Source organism: Brevibacillus fortis, from assembly GCF_003013395.1.
GTDB lineage: Bacteria > Bacillota > Bacilli > Brevibacillales > Brevibacillaceae > Brevibacillus > Brevibacillus fortis.
In genome coordinates this window covers 138936-155672 of record NZ_PXZM01000001.1, presented here as the reverse complement: position 1 = coordinate 155672, position 16737 = coordinate 138936, and the positions used below count along the sequence as shown (strand labels likewise).

Sequence of the window (16737 nt, the reverse complement as noted above, 5' to 3'; positions counted from 1 at the left end):
CGGCGTAGTTAGAACAGGCGCTTGAATTCGCGCCAGATCGCACTCAAAGTCCGGCGATTTACATTTTGGAGCTTGCCGTACAGCAGGTTGGTCAAACCGACGAAGGTGAGCTCCTGGTCTTTCGTATACGGATACCAATTGAACTCCCGCTTGCGTTTGCCCGGATCATGGATGACAGAGATGCTGTGCGTAAAGGCTTGCAGTCCTGAAGGCCCGCGATAACGGCCGATGCCGCTCTGTTTAACCCCGCCAAAAGGAAGATGGGGATTGGCGTAGCTGATAATGACGTCGTTGATACACACGTTGCCGCTGTCCAGCTGACGAGCTACGCGATCCGCTTTTGTTTGATTGGCTGACCATACCGAGGCATTCAGCCCGTACGGTGAGCTGTTAGCCAGGCGGACAGCCTCTTCTTCGCTGGCAAAAGTCATGATGGGCAACACCGGACCAAAGGTCTCGTCCCGCATGATTTTCATGTCAGGTGTCACGTTTGTGAGAATGGTCGGTGCGATATACATGCTGTCAGAGGAAGGAAGTCCTCCGGTGACTGCTGTCGCGCCCGCAGCCAGTGCTTCATTCACATGCTCACGGATAATTCCGATTTGTTGGGAAGACGTCATCGACCCGACCTCGGCCTGATCCGGATAGCTTTGACGCAGGGCTTTTGTTTTTTCAGTGACCAGCTTGAGAAATTCAGGATATACCTTTTCATGGACAAAAAGCCGTTCAACAGACATACATACCTGCCCAGAGTTCGTAAAAGCCCCCCACACCGCGCCATTCGCTGCCCGTTCCAGATGAGCGTCCTCAAACACGATCATCGGGTCTTTGCCGCCTAGCTCCAGTTCAACAGGGATCAAATGCTCCGACGCTGCCGCCATAATTTTTTTGCCTGTTGCGACAGAGCCTGTGAAAAATATTTTATCCGGGCGCGCAGCCACCAGCGCCTGTCCAGCTTCGCGTCCCCCATGCAGGACTGTCACGACTCCATCTGGCATAGAAACAGCGGAAAACACCTCTTCAATGAGCAGTCCAGTAGAAGCAGTCACCTCGGATGGTTTTAAAATAACGGTATTGCCTGCTACGAGGGCAGATAATACGGGAATGACGGCAAGCTGAAACGGATAATTCCACGGAGAGATGACCGCGACGACACCCATCGGCTTGTAGTGGATATACGATTTCTTCGGCCACAGCACGAGGGAGGTTGGTACAGGCTGATCGGCCAGCATCTGATAGGCATGTTTTTCGTAAAAACGGATGGTGTCGACAGTGACGAAAATTTCGGTCATGTACGCTTCCAATGTAACTTTTCCGGTCGCCTCACTAATTTTTCGGGCGATTTCTTCGCCGTGATCGACTAAATAGTGCCGCAATCGTGTCAAATAGTCCAGACGCTCAGCCAAGGATGTAGCGGACCAAGCTGAAAAGGCAAGCCGCGCACGTGCCATCGCGTCTTCTACTTGTTCTGGAGTCGCTTCCTGTAAAGAGCCTAGCAGCTCTCCGGTGGCGGGGTTTTGCATGGACATGACTGCCATCATGATTCACCTCGATTAAGGAGATTAAGATTCAGAAGAGAAGAGTGTACGCATCAAATGGGCAAAGGCCTGTTCAAAACGGGCAATCGCTTCTTCCGGCCTCTGTAGCTCATCGAGCAAAAACTGAAAAAGAAATCCGTCGATTGCAGAGTAAATGAGTGAGATTGCGGAGTCTTCGTCGATGGTCAATGAATATTGTTCTTCGCGCTGTAATCGTACGAGCATACGAGAGATGAGCTGATGCAGCCGGGATCGAATGTCTTTTACTTGTTCACCAAACGCAGGAACGTACATGGATTGTACCTGCAAGTCATACCAGAGCCGATGCAGCTTCCGATCCTCTTGTAGACTCCGGCACAAAACACGGGCAAGAGCTGCTGACCATTCGCCAGATGGAGCCGTGATTACTTCGCGTTCCAACTCCTCCATAAAACGTCCTTTGTAGCTAGAGATTACCGCGAGCAAAAGCTCTTCTTTGCTTGCAAAGTAATAATGCAGGATGCCGAGTGAGACGCCAGATTCTTTGGCAATGTCGCGCAAGGAAACATGTGCATACCCTTTTTCAGCCAAACAAGCAGTCGCTTGCTCAATCAAATATGCCCGTTTTGCTTCGGCTTTTTTCTGGGTAGTCACTTTCTCACCTCTTTTTTTGGACAACTGTCCAGTTTTTCTGCTTTTATTGTATTTTTACGGATGCTGGATGTCAATGAAAAGAGCTGCCCATAAAAAAGAAGCGGCTTCATTGCCGCTTCTTTTGCCGCTCCCAACGTCGTAAATACGGGTAGGGATCAAATGACCAATCTGCTCCACCTGTTTCCCGATACATACCGTAGTGCAGATGGGGAGGAAATTTGCCTGAGGTGCCGGGCTTCCCGTATCCAGAGCTGCCGATATATCCGATCACTTCTCCTGGCTCCACGATGTCACCAGGCTTCAAGCCCTTTTTAAACGAGGACAGATGTGCAAAGTAATGGTACACATTGCCCATGTCACGCATGCCGATTCGCCATCCGCCAAACCTGTTCCAGCCGATTACCTCAATGACTCCGTACGCTGTGCTGAGTACAGGGGTGCCGTGACTCGCAAAAATATCGGTCCCCTCGTGGATGCGACGACCACCCCAGCCGCGTGGAGCCCCCCATGTGCTGCGGTAGCTGTATTCGTACCTTGCCAGAATGGGAAAATGGCGCTCATCTAGGTGCAGATGTTGATACTTTGCGTACACCTGCGCGAACTGCCTGATCGTCTTCACGGACCGATCCCGCTGGTAGTATGACCAGAGACCGATTTGCCAATCTTCGTGAGAGAAGCCGTATTGGGATAGGTAGCGAATGAAAGTAGTGAGTGCATCGAGATCGTTATGACGATCTGCAAGCCCATCGCCATCCCCGTCCATTCCGATCCCGTCAAAAAACTGAATAGATACCGGATTGGTATCCTCCGCTTCAGGATTGAACGCACCTGCCCAACGGTCGCTTGGAATGTCCACGGCTGTTAGCCGCGAGACATTTTCTTGTTCCTGCTTCTTCCGGCGTATTTTCATGGTTCGCTCGTATTGATCAATGGCTGCCAGATAATTCCACGGAATGCCGTGCATCGATTCCAAGCGCAAAAAAAGCTGCAAGCGCTCTTGAAGAACCGGGTCTTGCTCTTTAGCGGACGGAGCGATTCCGGCGACGGATTCTAGTGGCGAAATAGCTGCAACCACGCACAAGCTGATCTGAATGATTAGGCGGAAAACTCGCATGCCGTCTCCCTCCAGCCTAGTAGTCTTTTGTTGTAGTTTCTGCCAGTTGGAGTGGATTATCCAAGATACTTTTGGAAGAGCTTTTGGTTGTTGGTGAGGAAAGTTTTGTAAATTTGCAGAAAAGGAGGCAGGAGCACACCGTACAGCCAAAGAATTCAAATCAGGAGGAGTGTATTCCTTAATAAATGGTCATGAGGAGGCTGTGTGATGAGCAAAAAAGTGTTAATTGTAACAGGGGATGCCGTGGAGGCACTGGAGGTTTTCTATCCGTATTACCGCTGCTTGGAAGAAGGGTATGAAACGGTCATTGCAGCACCCAGCGTGAAAACCCTGCACACCGTTTGCCATGATTTCGAAGCACACAGTGAGACGTACACAGAAAAGCCAGCCTATCAGCTTCCCGCCCATGTTGCATTCTCAGACATTAACCCAGAGGCGTTTGACGCCTTGATTATTCCGGGTGGACGAGCACCTGAGCATATCAGGCTCAATGAGCACCTGAAGCCGATTGTGGCGCACTTTTTCGAGACGAAGAAGCCAGTCGCAGCCATCTGCCACGGCTCACAAGTATTGACCATCGTTCGTGAACACTTAGCTGGTCGTGAAATCACAGCTTATCAGGCATGCAGACCGGATGTAGAAGCGTGTGGTGCGATCTACCAAACCGAAACGCTCCATGTCGATGGCAATCTGGTTTCGGGACATGCATGGCCAGACTTGCCAGGCTTCATGCGTGAATTTCTCCATTTGCTCAAGTAAAAAACAAGTCATCCAAACTTCCGTCCCAGTTGGCGGAAGTTTTTTCGTTCTGACAGATGCTTTTCATCCAGCCTTTTCCTCTGTATCATAAAGGGAAAGTATGTTCGTCTGTTTTATGTGAGGAGTGGAAGTGATCGTGCTGTCATTTATTCATACAGCGGACGTCCATCTGGATGCACCGCTTCAAATGTTGGGGGAGCGTTACGAGCTGCGTCAGGATGATTTTCGTCAAACGATGAAAAGAATCCGTGACCTTGTCCGCGAAAAGGGAGCGGACTTCTGGCTCATTGCTGGAGATTTGTTGGAATACCACGGGGGAAGACGATCAACTGCGATGTTTTTACGTGATCTTTTTGCTAGTATCGCACCAATCCCTGTCGTGATCGCACCTGGCAATCATGATCCGTGGCGAGCGGATTCGTTTTATCAAACATTGGAATGGCCGGCGAACGTCTACTGGTTTACACCCGAGTGGGGCGTGTACGAATTTCCCGAAAAGTCCTGCGTAATCTACGGCTGGGGCTTCGGGCAGCCACATGTGTATGAGTCGCCACTCGATACGTTTCCAGGCAAATTGGAAGGATATGCCCATCATCTGATGGTTCTGCACGCCAGTGTGCTTTCTCATTCAGGGGAAGAGGAGCATCATCCGTATGCGCCTGTCACCTTGCAGCAGCTCGTACAGACGGACATGGACTATATTGCGATGGGACACATTCACAAGCCAGAGCAGTTCATGCATCCCGTCAAAAAACAACCGTTCGCTGCTTACCCAGGCTCGCCAGAAGGATTGACGAGCAAGGAAGCTGGAGAACGAAACGTATTGTATGGCGAGCTGGATCAGGATGGCAGATTGCAGCTCACGGCAATTCCTGTCCAGTCACGCAAAATTCGAAAGCTGGAAATTGAGGCAAAAGGAGTCGAAACGACTGAGCAGCTCATTGATTGGATGGAGCAGCAGCTCGCAGAGGAAAAGGATTCCGATATGCTGTACATCACGCTGACAGGTGAGCGAGATGCGCATTTTCAGCCTCCATTGTCCGTAATTCAACAGCGATTCTCCCGTTTTTTTGTGCTGCAGCTTACAGATCGGACGTGGCCTGATGTGGATGAGGACAAGCTGATCGCAGATGGTGGCGTATGGGGGAGATGGCTTTCCAAGCTGGCAGAGGCGGAGTCCCGTGCACAAAATGAGGATGAGCGAGAAATCGTCAGGTTGGCCAAGCAAGAGGCTTTGGCGCGGATTGGAGGGACCATTCGATGAAAATTGAGGAGCTAGTGCTAGGGGGCTTCGGAAAATGGCAGGATGCTTCCTTCCGTTTTGCTCCAGGCATCAATCTGTTTTATGCCCCCAATGAGTCTGGAAAATCAACCATCCTTCAGGGCATTTTCGCTGCCTTGTATGGTGTGAAGCGCGATTACGTCAAATCGGCGCGATACTTGCCTGAATATGAAAAATACCGCCCGTGGCAGAGTGGCGCGTATGAAACGATCATTACGTACAAATTAGCGGGCAAAACCTATCGCCTGCACCGTCAATTGACGAAGGAACGGGAGGAGGCACGCCTCTTTTTGGACCCCGAATGGACGGAGCTGACTGATGTTTATTTGGAAGACAGGCGCAAGGAACGCAATTTTATCGAAAAGCATACGGGCCTTACGCGCAGTCTATTCACGGATTTGACGTGGATCAGGAGGGAACCCCTTCAAGCAGCTGAGCATTTGATTCCAACTTTTACGACTGCGGAAGAAGCCAATCCGGCTGTCCAACAAATTTTGGCGGAGCTGGATCGGGAGGTTGCGGTCATCGGCAAAAAAGAACGGGCCGAAAATACACTTTTGGGAAAAGCCGCAACGAAGGTAGCTCAAAAAGAGCAGGAGAAGGAGAATGCAAAAGCTGCGTGGCAAACGATCAGTCACCTGACGCTGCAAATAGCGGAAGCGAAAGAAGAATGTCAGCAATTAGAACTGCGACGTAGCCGATTGCAGCAGCGTCTGGATCGCTCAACCGGACAAGCGAAAGCGTTGCAGGAACGCTGGCAACGAAGCCATGCTCCTGTCAGTCAACAAGACTGGGAGTGGTGGGAGCAAACAGCTCTCTCTGAGGCCGAGTTGGCTATTCACGAAGAGGCAAGACGTGGTTTCACTCAGGTAAATATGCCGACAGTAGCCGTACAACAGGGTGATGACCATCTTGTACCCTTACAACACGATTATGAAAAAGGCGCACAATTGCTCAAACAGCGAGAAGCATTGCATGTTCGTTTGGCGACATTGGCTGTATCCGCCCTTTCCACAAGTCCGCGAAGTACAGCATCACGCAGCACTCGACAAGGGAATCACGCGAAAAGGAAGCGGGGGGCTGTACTCATGTGGGGCAGCGCAGGGATACTGTCTGTTTTTGGGTTAATCGGCTTCGTGAGTGGACATCCCGTTCTGGGTGGAATTTCTGCGACTGCCGCTTTGGTGCTGTTCGGCTTTGGGGTTTTCTTGTTGCGAGTAAAAGAGAGTACAGGAGGACCCAAACAAACAGCAGACAATGACGCGGTACAGGAAAGTCAAAGAGTACAAGAAGAGATCGCTTCACTCGATGCTGAACTAGGCAGACTCGTTCAGAGATGGGGGGCGAGTGATTGGGATACATTTTTGCAAAGACGGGAAGAGCTACTGAAAAGCACACGCAAGCAACAATCTGAGCAGCTACTATCGGAAATGGCGAAAACGAAGCAGGAGGCCGATCTGTCTGCAAGTTGGGGGGAGGCACTTCGGAGCTTGCTTGATCAGGAAAAAAACGCGCATGAGACCGAGCAAAGCAAACTGCGCATCGAGATCGTACAGATTGAGGAGAGATTGCAGGAACTGCGGGAACAAATGGCCAGAGGAAATGGTGAGATGGCGGTTCATGAGAGTCTGTCATTATCTCGCGCAACTGATGAGCTTGAGGAAGCGCAGGCTGCACTTCGTCAGCTACAAAATAAGCGAGACGCCCTTCAGTTGGCTCGGGAAATGTTGCAGGAGGCCGTAGGGGAATGGCGACGGGATAGCACGCCTGCTGTGAATCAACAGGCATCGGAGATCATCGAGCATATTACAGGGGGAGCGTATCGGGATGTCAGACTCGATCCGCGTGAGGGTTTTGCCGTCCGTTTGCTTGAGCCGACCAAACAAATGGTGCTCGAACAGGACCAATGCTCCACAGGGACGATTGATCAGCTATACCTTGCCCAGCGTCTGGCTTTGGTGCATCATGCCAAGCAGTCGGAGCCATTGCCGCTGTTTTTTGATGATCATTTTGTCCATTATGATGAAGAGCGATTGCGCCGAACGCTTGACTATGTAGCGATGCTGGCACAAGAGCAGCAAGTGTTCCTTTTCACCTGTCATGAGCGAGAGCTGCGCATGCTTGCGCCATTACTTCGTCAAGGGAACCGCCATGCAGTGCATCGGATCGGGTAATTGTTTCCGGGGCAGGAAAGAGGTTGCCCCTCCGAAATCCAACCTCTATAATGGAGATTGTTATTGTCTTGTACCATGATGTCACATGAGGAGTGAGCCCTATGACGCAACGCAAGCCGGAGTGGCTCAAGATCAACCTTGTTTCAGGATCAGAACTAGCCAGCTTTAAAGAGCTTAAGCAAACCATGCGCACGAAGACGCTACATACCGTTTGTGAAGAAGCGAAATGCCCCAACATTCATGAATGCTGGGCAAGCGGTACAGCAACTTTCATGATTTTGGGCGATATATGTACCCGAGCCTGTCGGTTTTGTGCAGTAAAAACCGGACTGCCGACGGAGCTGGATACGGCTGAACCAGAACGCGTAGCAGAAGCAGCCGAACAAATGCGATTGAAGCACGTGGTTGTTACTTCCGTTGCTCGTGATGATTTGGCAGATGGAGGCGCACAGATTTTTGCCGATACGATTCGTGCGATCCGTCGTCGACTGCCGTTTGCCTCGGTCGAAGTATTGATTCCTGATTTTATGGGGAACTGGGATGCCTTAAAAGTGGTCATGGACGCAAAGCCTGACGTACTGAACCACAACATTGAGGCAGTTCGCCGGATGTCAGATCGCGTACGGGCAAGAGCTAAGTACGATCGGACGCTGGAACTGTTGAAAAAGGCAAAAGAATTCCAGCCGAACATTCCGACGAAGTCCAGTCTGATGATTGGTGTAGGCGAGACGATGGAGGAAATCATCGAAACGATGGATGACCTGCGTTCTGTCGACGTCAATATCATGACGATTGGTCAGTATTTGCAACCGACCAAGAAGCATTTGAAGGTAGAAAAGTTTTACCATCCAGATGAATTCGCTCGCTTGAAGGAAGAAGGCATGAAGCGTGGCTTTAGTCACGTGGAGTCAGGTCCGTTGGTACGCAGCTCGTATCACGCTCACGAGCAGGCGAGTGCCGCAAAGGAAACGATTGCGAAAGAATCCATGCCGAAAGCGCAATAATAAATCCCCCCCTCACCCGCCCTGCATGAGCGGAAAAGAGGGGGTTTTTCATTATATGGGGGAGAGGACTTTAGCGACTGGTTGTACCTTTGTGAGTAGCCTTCACGTTATGGGATGTTCCCCCCATACGCTTGACGAGCGTATCAATGCTTTTCGCATCTTCTGTACGCGCTGTACTCACGTTGCTGGAGCGACTTGCTACACGAGCGATTTCCTGGATATCATTTGGGTTATCGGTTACATACACTCTATAGTAGCGTGGTGAAACCGATTCGGCGTTCATTCTTGCCTGTTTTTTCGCTGTGTGCCCATCTGCTCCTTGTGTGTGCAGACCCACAAAAACTTCTTTATCCGTTACCAAGACGGTTGAGCGCTGGACGCCAGGGCAACTGGCAGTGACATTCCCTACAGCTTTTGCCAACGCATCGCGATCTACATAGACGTTTGTTGCATTGGCAGTTTTCATATGCTGACGGTCAGTCTGCGCATAGCCCATTCGAGGCATTCCGGTTTGCATGATTCCAGCTCCACCGCGGTTCCAAGCTTGCTGCTGATAAATGGAATGGTGTCTTCCAGTTGGTGTATTGTAAACACCTGCTGTCCCCATACCAGCTTTTTGATCCGTAAAGGCATTGTACGGTCTCATGCCGCTCGTGTAGGCGTTGTAGTTGTTCACATTTGCCCGTGGAGTACCATTCGGGAACATGCCATTGTTTATTCCGTCGTTGTTGAGTCCCATTCCATTGCGGACGTGACGACCGTCAAAATTGTTGGAACGTACGCCATTATTGTTGTCGGCATTGAACCAGTCAAAGTTATTCAAGCCCATGCCATCGTAGTTACGGACGTGCATTCCATCAAAGTTTCTGGTGTACGGCGCGGCTTGATTCGACATTGTCCTGTTCGGATGTGTGTAATTAGGCGCAGCATTGTTGTTACAACCAGAAGCCAAGAGCACAATACCTGCAATTGCAGGATACAACCATGTCTTTTTCAATGGTAACACCCCCTACACGATAGAATGTCCAAAGGCACATGGCAGTTATCGTGGGAATTTTAGCTCATGTTGCGTGAAATATGATAAGATGGACATAGTATACATGCGTAAGGAGGAAGCGAGTTTGATTCGCACGCAAGCCGGTACTTATGAAGTCATGGAAGTAAATCGAGACGGCTGGAACCTTGAAGCGTTCAAGGAGCGCTATAGCGACATCCTCGACAAGTACGATTATATTGTAGGGGACTGGGGCTATGGTCAGCTTCGTCTTCGTGGGTTTTATACTGACGCTAATCGCAAAGTACCGTTCGAGCAGCGGATCGCCGCTTTGGATGAGTACCTGCATGAGTTCTGCAATTTTGGTTGTCCGTACTTCGTTTTGCGCAAGGTAAAAGCAAATGTCGGCAACAGTGACGACCAAAGCGGGCAAGACGAAGCTGCCTTTGATGTCATCATTGATATCCGTCAGGACATTCCCCGTGAAGAGGGTGGCTCTTCACCCTATGTCGAACGAAAAGAACGCAGACGCTACCACCCTCGTCAAAATAAACAGGATCGCCAAAACAATGCTGCCGCTGATCGCAATGGGGCAGGGAGAAACGATCGCGGTGAGAAACCAAAGTTTCAAAAGGATCGACCCGATAAAAATGGCAAAGATTCCGGCTCACGTGAGCGCCGTCCCAATCAATTGAGACCCAATCGTGAACGCGATAAAGTCCCAACAGGGCCAAATCAGCCGAAGCGTGATTCCTAAAAACGAAACAGAATAAAAGAAGCATAGAAAAAGAGCCCTATATGTCAGGGCTCTTTTCGTTTTTCAATCTATTAACCGCCCCAACCACCGGGTGAACCACCCCAACCACCGGGTGAACCACCCCAACCACCGGGCGTTCCACCCCAGCCACCGGGGGCTCCACCCCAGCCACCGGGGGCGGAACCCCAGCCACCGGGGGCGGAACCCCATCCACCAGGCCAGCCTCCCCATGTGGGCCAGTAACCAGGCCAGCATGTATTGCATCCCCACCAAGGATATGGCTGTGGGACGACAACCACTTCAGGACCTTGTCTTCTTCGGAAAAAGACTGGATGAGCCTGATCTTCAGGAATGTATTGATAATCCTGGTCTCCTGGGTAATAAGGTGGCTGGTCATATTGTGCAGGGACAAATTGGTTTTGATCGTATTCGTTTGAATCATATTGAGTTTCATCGTATTGGTTTTGGTCATATGGATTAGGTTGCATTGTGCGAATGGCACTCCTCTCGTTATCTGTCTGTGCATCTGTGCAGTAGCAGTATACGAGGCATTCGCCTGTAAGGAGCATTGTCCGGCAGGAAATGGGCGGGGTTACAAATATTCGCTCTCCCATGAGAGGGGACCTTTTTCACAGAAAAAGGAAGAGCTGCAATCGCTCTTCCTTTGGTGAATTAAATGGCTGTTTCCAAAAATGCTTTCAATTCTTCTGCTTCACGCTCGTTCAAGTTGAACGCAAATTCCAGATAGCCTTCTTCTTCCAGATCATCATGTCCAATAATAGCGGAACGTCCATTTTGAATGTTGATGACAATCGCTTTCCCATAAAATCGGTTGGACGTTGTAATCGCGAGGTCAAAACGCGTAGCTTCTCCCGTAAAGCTGACAAAGCGTGTACGAGTATCCTCAGCATCGTCGTACAAGTAGAACAATTCATTTGCCATATAGGTCTCCCTCTACTTCCATAAAAGATTTGGTTTGTGTTCGGTATTGTGTACAGCGCGGACAAAGCGAATGGTTTTGGTTTTGGCACGCATGACGATCGAATGAGTTTCCACCATATCATCACCGAGGTAGCGCACACCTTGCAACAGCTCTCCGTCCGAGACGCCTGTTGCCGCAAAAATGGCGTCGTCCCCTTTGACCAGATCGTTCAGCGTCAAGAGCTGCTCTGGATTGTCGAGACCCATCTTGATGCAGCGCTCGCGCTCGATGTCGTTTTGCGGCTTCAGCTGGGCTTGCATGTCGCCACCCAGACACTTGATCGCCGCGGCACTGATCACGCCCTCTGGAGCACCACCGATACCCAAGAATAGGTCAATCCCTGTTTGCGGAAGACAAGCAGCAATCGCAGCACCCACATCGCCATCTCCAAAAAGCTTCACTCTTGCACCCTTTTCACGAACGGCGTCAATAATCGCCTGGTGACGGTCGCGTTCCTGAATAATGACAGTCACATCTTGTACGCGCTTGTTGTTTGCTTTTGCTACAACCTCTATCATTTTATCCACGGGATCGTAAAGGTTGATTTGTCCGGCAGCACGTTTGCCGACGGCCATTTTCATCATGTACATGTCTGGTGCATGCAACAGTGTTCCACGGTCGCCAACGGCGATAACAGACATGGCATTGTTGTGACCCTTGGCGACAATCGTCGTTCCTTCTAGCGGATCAACCGCTACATCTACCTCAGGTCCGCCTGCTTCCGGGTTACCGAGCTTTTCACCGATATAGAGCATGGGGGCCTCATCCAGCTCACCTTCGCCAATGACGACCGTACCCCTCATGTTGATCGTGTCAAACATGGCGCGCATGGCGCTGGTCGCTGCTCCATCTGCTTCATTCTTTTTCCCACGTCCCATCCAGTGAGAAGAGGCGAGTGCAGCCATTTCCGTTACCCGCACAATTTCCAGAGCCAATTCGCGTTCCACAGTATGTTCCTCCCCTTATGCTTGCCGGCAAAAATTCACCCCATCATTGTATCACAAAGTCATACTCGATTCGTGACAGGTCGTACAAATTTGGTATACTGAGGGATGAAAAGAGGTGAAACCGGTGAGCAATTCCTATTTGCAGGAAGGGGAATTGGTGCTTCTCGTCCTGGTGCTAACATTTGTGTTTACCGTTTATTACTCAAAACGCAAAGCAAAAAAGCGAAAGTAAGGAGAAATATATGTACGACGTGAATACAAAACGAATCGACCAAGTATTGGAACATATGTCTCGTATGCTTGATCTGTTGGACAAGCTCAGCGAACGAGGAGCCAAAGCGGTTTTGGCGGATGAAGTAGCTGTTGCAGCGATGGAGCGAGCCCTGCACTTGTCTATCGAAGGAATAGTGGATGTCGGAAACGCGCTGATCGATGGATTCATTATGCGAGATCCAGGAAGCTACAGCGACATCGTGGAAATTTTGCGAGATGAGCAAGTCATCACGGATGAACAGGCTTTGATCCTGACACGTGTGACCGATTTCCGCAAGCATCTGGTCAACGATTATACAAGTGTACCGGTCAATGAAATGTACAGCCTGGTAGAGGAAGCTGCCGGTACCATTCGTCAGTTTGAACCACAGGTGAGAGCCTTCTTGAAAAAAGAACTGTTTTAAAAAGTGGTTTCATTCCATTACCATGTAGCGGATATTTTATACAAAAGACTTTCGTTTGTTTACTAAAACGTCTACATCCACTACAATAGGGAGAAAGGACGGTGATACGTATGACAAACGAAGGAACGTCCACTCGTGATCAAATCCTGCACATGCTCAAGGTCAAAGGTTCACTCCCTGTCAGCGACATGGCCGTCGAGCTAGGGATTACTGAAATGGCGGTACGACGTCATTTGAACACCCTGGAGAGAGATAATTTGATCAAGTCTACGCTTGTTCGCCAAGCGATGGGACGCCCAACGAATGTTTATTCATTGTCGCAGGAAGCAGATGAACTGTTCCCGCGCAATTATTCTCATTTGACATTAGATTTTTTACAAGACATAAAGGAAATCGACGGTTTGTCTAAAATTGAGATGCTCTTTAGGCGCCGCGAGAATCGCTTAGAAGAGACTTATCGCTCCCACATGCAAGGCGACTTGGAGGATCGTGTAGCCAAGCTAGCCGAGCTGCAAAACGATAAAGGCTACATGGTGGAATGGGAAAAGGACGAAAATGGAGACGGCTATCGGATTCAGGAGTTCAATTGCCCAATCTCGCAAGTAGCCCGTGAATTCAACCAAGCGTGTAGCTGTGAGCTCTCCTTGTTCCGTCGGGTCTTGAAAGCCAATGTCGAGCAAACCACGTGCATGGCAAAAGGCGGAGACAAATGCGTGTTTCAAATCAAGGAAGCGAAATAAAATAGCTAGTACGAAAGTCCACTCGAACCGGGTGGATTTTTTTCTTTTGTTTACGGATTTCCCTGAGACGATCAACAAAGTCTAGGTGTGCCTTTTTTTCTATAATCAGGCAGGTATTAAGTACCTTTTTGCTCCATTCTAGCAATCTTAATGTTGTTTTAACGTTTTCTTTATGTTGGACATCTACTATTTATGGTGTAAAAAACAACAAAACAAACAGGAAACAACAGAAAGGCGGAATGATATTCGGATAATATTGGTAAATCGGATGGGCGTCGTGACCGAAAAACAGATGAGGAGAGATCCGTTATGAAAAAAATGGTATCAAGTTTAGCTGCTTCTGCCATCTTGTTGAGTGGAATCCTGCCAGTCGTTGATTCCGCTCATGCAAATGACAAATTTTCTAAGAAAAAGATGACGATGACATTTGACGTGATCAGTGACATCCAAGGAGACCTCCGAGATTTTGATCACGTTTTGCAAGACATCAATGAGGAAAATCCAAAGTCCGAAGCGCTGATTATTAACGGTGATATTACTCCTCGCGGCTATGATTTTGAATATCAAGCCGTGCAAGATGTGCTCGATAAAAATCCTTACCCTGACAACGTCTGGTACAGCATCGGTAATCATGAGTTTTATGTGCCGAAGTGGAAGAATCCCCAAACGCTTGCACAAAGTACATGGCCAAACGGCACAACGGAAGAAGAGTTGTTCGATAGCTTCTACCAATTCAGCGGAGAAGACAAAGTCTATCACCAAAAGGAAATCAAGGGATATCCCTTTCTCTTCCTCGGCACAGAAAAATACATGAAATACCACGATCCTAAATTGTGGGATGAAGTATACATGAGCAACGAGCAACTGGATTGGCTGAAAGAAAATCTGAAGCATTACAGCAAGAAGGACAAGAATAAACCCATTTTTGTATTCTCCCACCATGTGCTTCCGGACAGTGTCTCAGGCTCCAGACAAAAACCATACATGAACGATTACCTGAATGTGGACAAGCTCCTTAACATCTTGAAAGACTATCCGCAAGTCGTTTTCTTCACGAGTCATACCCATTGGGATCTGAACCTACCGGACTGGGCAGGCAAAAAGAAAGTCAAAGGCGGAGACAAACGCGGTTTTACCGTCGTAAACACGGGCGGCATTGAAACGGGATGGATGTCAGCCGGTCCAGACGGCGGCGAAAAAGTCGCGCCGGATGGAGGGGATTTTAAGCAAGGGCTGCGCTTGCAAGTGTACGGTGATGATGTCGTCATCCAAGCGTATGACTACCAACACGACAAAGTAATTAAGAAGCTCGGCATCCGTAATGGAAAAATCGAGCAGTTGCCGCCGGATGTACAGGCAGATGATGATAATAATGTGCTTGTCAACGCGACGCGATACATGGAGTACGCAGTTGGCAAGCAAAAAAAATGGCGGGATTTTGATCCCGAAAATCCACCGACATTTCCAGGAAACCAGGTCGTGTATGTCCGTCATAAAGGGGAAATGAACCTGGAAGACGGCAAGCCAATCATGGTCAAATTCAAAAAATAAGTGAAACTGACGTGACTAGATAAAAAGCAGGAAGCGGTGGAAGGCCGTTTCCTGTTTTTTTGCGATAGAAAGGACGAAGGTTTACACTAAGAGGGAAGAGCTTGTACAACCGGCTTACTACAGCAGACGGGAGATGGAACAAAGTGAAACAATATAAAGGTTACTTACTTGATCTGGATGGGACGATTTATCGGGGAAAAGAAGCGATTCCGGGAGCGGCAGCATTCATTACCCACTTGAAAACTCATCAGATTCCGTATTTGTTCCTGACCAATAATTCATCAGCCTCTGCACAAATCGTCGCAGAACGGCTGGTAGCAATGGGCATAGAAGCACAGGCTCGGGACGTGTATACCACGAGCATGGCGACCGCTACCTATTTACGAGAGCAGGCACCAGCGGGTACACGCGTCTACGTAATTGGAGAAGAGGGCTTGCATGATCAGCTAACGGATGCAGGCTATGTGATTACAGAAGAAGATCCGGCTTATGTCATTGTCGGGATTGATCGTGCATTTACGTATGAAAAGTTGGCGATCGCCGCACGGGCTATCCGTGCAGGAGCAACTTTTATCGCTACAAATGCAGATGCAGCCCTACCGACGGATGCTGGTCTGTTCCCCGGCAATGGCTCACTGGTGGCAGCGGTCTCCGTCGCCTCAGCGACCAAACCAATCGTGATTGGCAAACCGGAGTCCATCATCGTCCGATACGCTCTGGATCAGCTTGGTACTGCTGCGGCCGACACGCTGATCGTCGGGGACAATTTATATACGGATATTGAGGCAGGTGCCAACAGTGGCTTGGACAGCTTGCTCGTTTTGACAGGCTATTCCACGCGCGAAGAAGCAGACAAGCATCATGCTGTGCCTACCCATATTGCGGAAGACTTGCCTGAATGGCTGCAACGAATCTCACTATGATTCGGAGCATTCTTCCTGCTGCTTCTGGCGGTGGGCAATACGGCTGGAGGCGGCGGCTGCGACCGCACCGACGAGATCGTCCAAAAAAGTATGGACACCAAAACGCTTGTCGTTGAGATCGGCGAGTTTGCCGTGCTTTAGCTTGTCTACATAACCGAAGTTGGTAAATCCAATGCTCCCGTACAGATTGACGATGGCGAGGGCAAGAACCTCGTCTATGCCGTATAGAGGCTCGTCTGATTCAATAATTGCTTGGAGCGGGGGAAGCAGCTGCTTTTGTTCTGCGAGGATGTCGAGTTGAATCCCGGTCAGCAACGCGTTTTGGACCTCGCGTTTTTTCAAGACGGATGCCACACTCTCCAGACACATGTCGATGGTGATGTCCGGGATGTATTTTGATTGCAGGAACATGACGATTTCAGCAATGTCATTCAAACTGACTCCTCGTTTTTCCAAAAGCTCAATAACGAAGTCCAGACAACTCTCGCTATTTAGTGGATGCTCACTCATGCTTGTGGTTCCTCCTTTTTCACGTGCGTGTTCAAAAAGTCGACTTTTCAGCACCCAGAAAGTCGGCATGAATGCATCTAGTATCTGCATCCAGATAGGCACCTATCCCGATCTGCCGACATACAATACCAGAAGAGCAGTATGCAAGGAGG

At 49.5% G+C, this 16737-nt stretch carries 17 protein-coding genes; 9 read left to right on the top strand and 8 right to left on the bottom strand.

Annotated elements, in window-relative coordinates; translation table 11 throughout:
- Positions 1-8: 8 nt before the first annotated feature.
- From C7R93_RS00845 to C7R93_RS00835, 3 genes are all read right to left on the bottom strand, one after another.
- Entirely contained in the window at positions 9-1541 is a 1533-nt protein-coding gene (locus tag C7R93_RS00845; protein ID WP_106837033.1) for an aldehyde dehydrogenase family protein, read from the bottom strand.
- Positions 1542-1562: 21 nt separating this feature from the next.
- Positions 1563-2171: a TetR/AcrR family transcriptional regulator gene (locus C7R93_RS00840; RefSeq protein WP_106837032.1), complete on the bottom strand. Its 609-nt coding sequence runs from the start codon at positions 2169-2171 to the stop codon at positions 1563-1565.
- 106 nt (positions 2172-2277) lie between these two features.
- Complete coding sequence (locus C7R93_RS00835) at positions 2278-3285, bottom strand: M23 family metallopeptidase (RefSeq protein ID WP_106837031.1); 1008 nt, start codon at positions 3283-3285, stop codon at positions 2278-2280.
- A 207-nt stretch (positions 3286-3492) separates the two neighbouring features.
- Between C7R93_RS00835 and C7R93_RS00830 the strand changes: the two genes are divergently transcribed.
- From C7R93_RS00830 to lipA, 4 genes are all read left to right on the top strand, one after another.
- Positions 3493-4044: a DJ-1/PfpI family protein gene (locus C7R93_RS00830; protein ID WP_106837030.1), complete on the top strand. Its 552-nt coding sequence runs from the start codon at positions 3493-3495 to the stop codon at positions 4042-4044.
- Between the two features lie 136 nt (positions 4045-4180).
- Positions 4181-5308 carry a metallophosphoesterase family protein gene (locus C7R93_RS00825; RefSeq protein WP_106837094.1) on the top strand — a complete coding sequence of 376 codons (1128 nt, stop codon included), beginning with the start codon at positions 4181-4183 and terminating at the stop codon, positions 5306-5308.
- Entirely contained in the window at positions 5305-7500 is a 2196-nt protein-coding gene (locus C7R93_RS00820; RefSeq protein WP_106837029.1) for an ATP-binding protein, read from the top strand. Before C7R93_RS00825 ends, C7R93_RS00820 begins: the two co-directional genes overlap by 4 nt.
- Before the next feature lie 101 nt (positions 7501-7601).
- Complete coding sequence (gene lipA / locus C7R93_RS00815) at positions 7602-8504, top strand: lipoyl synthase (RefSeq protein ID WP_106837028.1); 903 nt, start codon at positions 7602-7604, stop codon at positions 8502-8504.
- A 70-nt stretch (positions 8505-8574) separates the two neighbouring features.
- On the opposite strand, the gene C7R93_RS00810 is transcribed toward lipA, so the two are convergent.
- Positions 8575-9510: a YhcN/YlaJ family sporulation lipoprotein gene (locus C7R93_RS00810; RefSeq protein WP_208637772.1), complete on the bottom strand. Its 936-nt coding sequence runs from the start codon at positions 9508-9510 to the stop codon at positions 8575-8577.
- Between the two features lie 79 nt (positions 9511-9589).
- Between C7R93_RS00810 and C7R93_RS00805 the strand changes: the two genes are divergently transcribed.
- Positions 9590-10255: a YutD family protein gene (locus C7R93_RS00805; RefSeq protein ID WP_106837026.1), complete on the top strand. Its 666-nt coding sequence runs from the start codon at positions 9590-9592 to the stop codon at positions 10253-10255.
- 71 nt (positions 10256-10326) lie between these two features.
- On the opposite strand, the gene C7R93_RS00800 is transcribed toward C7R93_RS00805, so the two are convergent.
- The 3 genes from C7R93_RS00800 to glpX all read right to left on the bottom strand — a co-directional run bounded on the left by C7R93_RS00800 (position 10327) and on the right by glpX (position 12184).
- Positions 10327-10743, bottom strand: a complete 417-nt coding sequence (locus tag C7R93_RS00800; RefSeq protein ID WP_106837025.1) for a hypothetical protein — start codon at positions 10741-10743, stop codon at positions 10327-10329.
- Between the two features lie 184 nt (positions 10744-10927).
- Entirely contained in the window at positions 10928-11197 is a 270-nt protein-coding gene (locus C7R93_RS00795; RefSeq protein WP_106837024.1) for a DUF3055 domain-containing protein, read from the bottom strand.
- 12 nt (positions 11198-11209) lie between these two features.
- Positions 11210-12184 carry a class II fructose-bisphosphatase gene (gene glpX / locus C7R93_RS00790; RefSeq protein ID WP_106837023.1) on the bottom strand — a complete coding sequence of 325 codons (975 nt, stop codon included), beginning with the start codon at positions 12182-12184 and terminating at the stop codon, positions 11210-11212.
- 242 nt (positions 12185-12426) lie between these two features.
- Here glpX and C7R93_RS00780 point away from each other — a divergent pair, with 242 nt between their 5' ends.
- The 4 genes from C7R93_RS00780 (at position 12427) to C7R93_RS00765 (ending at position 16075) form a co-directional block, all read left to right on the top strand.
- Positions 12427-12861 carry a DUF86 domain-containing protein gene (locus C7R93_RS00780; RefSeq protein WP_048034536.1) on the top strand — a complete coding sequence of 145 codons (435 nt, stop codon included), beginning with the start codon at positions 12427-12429 and terminating at the stop codon, positions 12859-12861.
- Between the two features lie 110 nt (positions 12862-12971).
- A complete protein-coding gene (locus tag C7R93_RS00775) occupies positions 12972-13601 on the top strand; it encodes a helix-turn-helix transcriptional regulator (protein WP_106837093.1) in 630 nt (209 codons plus the stop codon).
- Between the two features lie 309 nt (positions 13602-13910).
- Entirely contained in the window at positions 13911-15152 is a 1242-nt protein-coding gene (locus tag C7R93_RS00770; protein WP_106837022.1) for a DUF4073 domain-containing protein, read from the top strand.
- A gap of 143 nt (positions 15153-15295) precedes the next feature.
- Positions 15296-16075: a TIGR01457 family HAD-type hydrolase gene (locus tag C7R93_RS00765; RefSeq protein ID WP_106837092.1), complete on the top strand. Its 780-nt coding sequence runs from the start codon at positions 15296-15298 to the stop codon at positions 16073-16075.
- Here the strand turns inward: C7R93_RS00765 and C7R93_RS00760 are convergent.
- Complete coding sequence (locus C7R93_RS00760) at positions 16070-16585, bottom strand: phosphatidylglycerophosphatase A family protein (protein ID WP_106837021.1); 516 nt, start codon at positions 16583-16585, stop codon at positions 16070-16072. The genes C7R93_RS00765 and C7R93_RS00760 overlap by 6 nt on opposite strands.
- Positions 16586-16737: the final 152 nt, after the last annotated feature.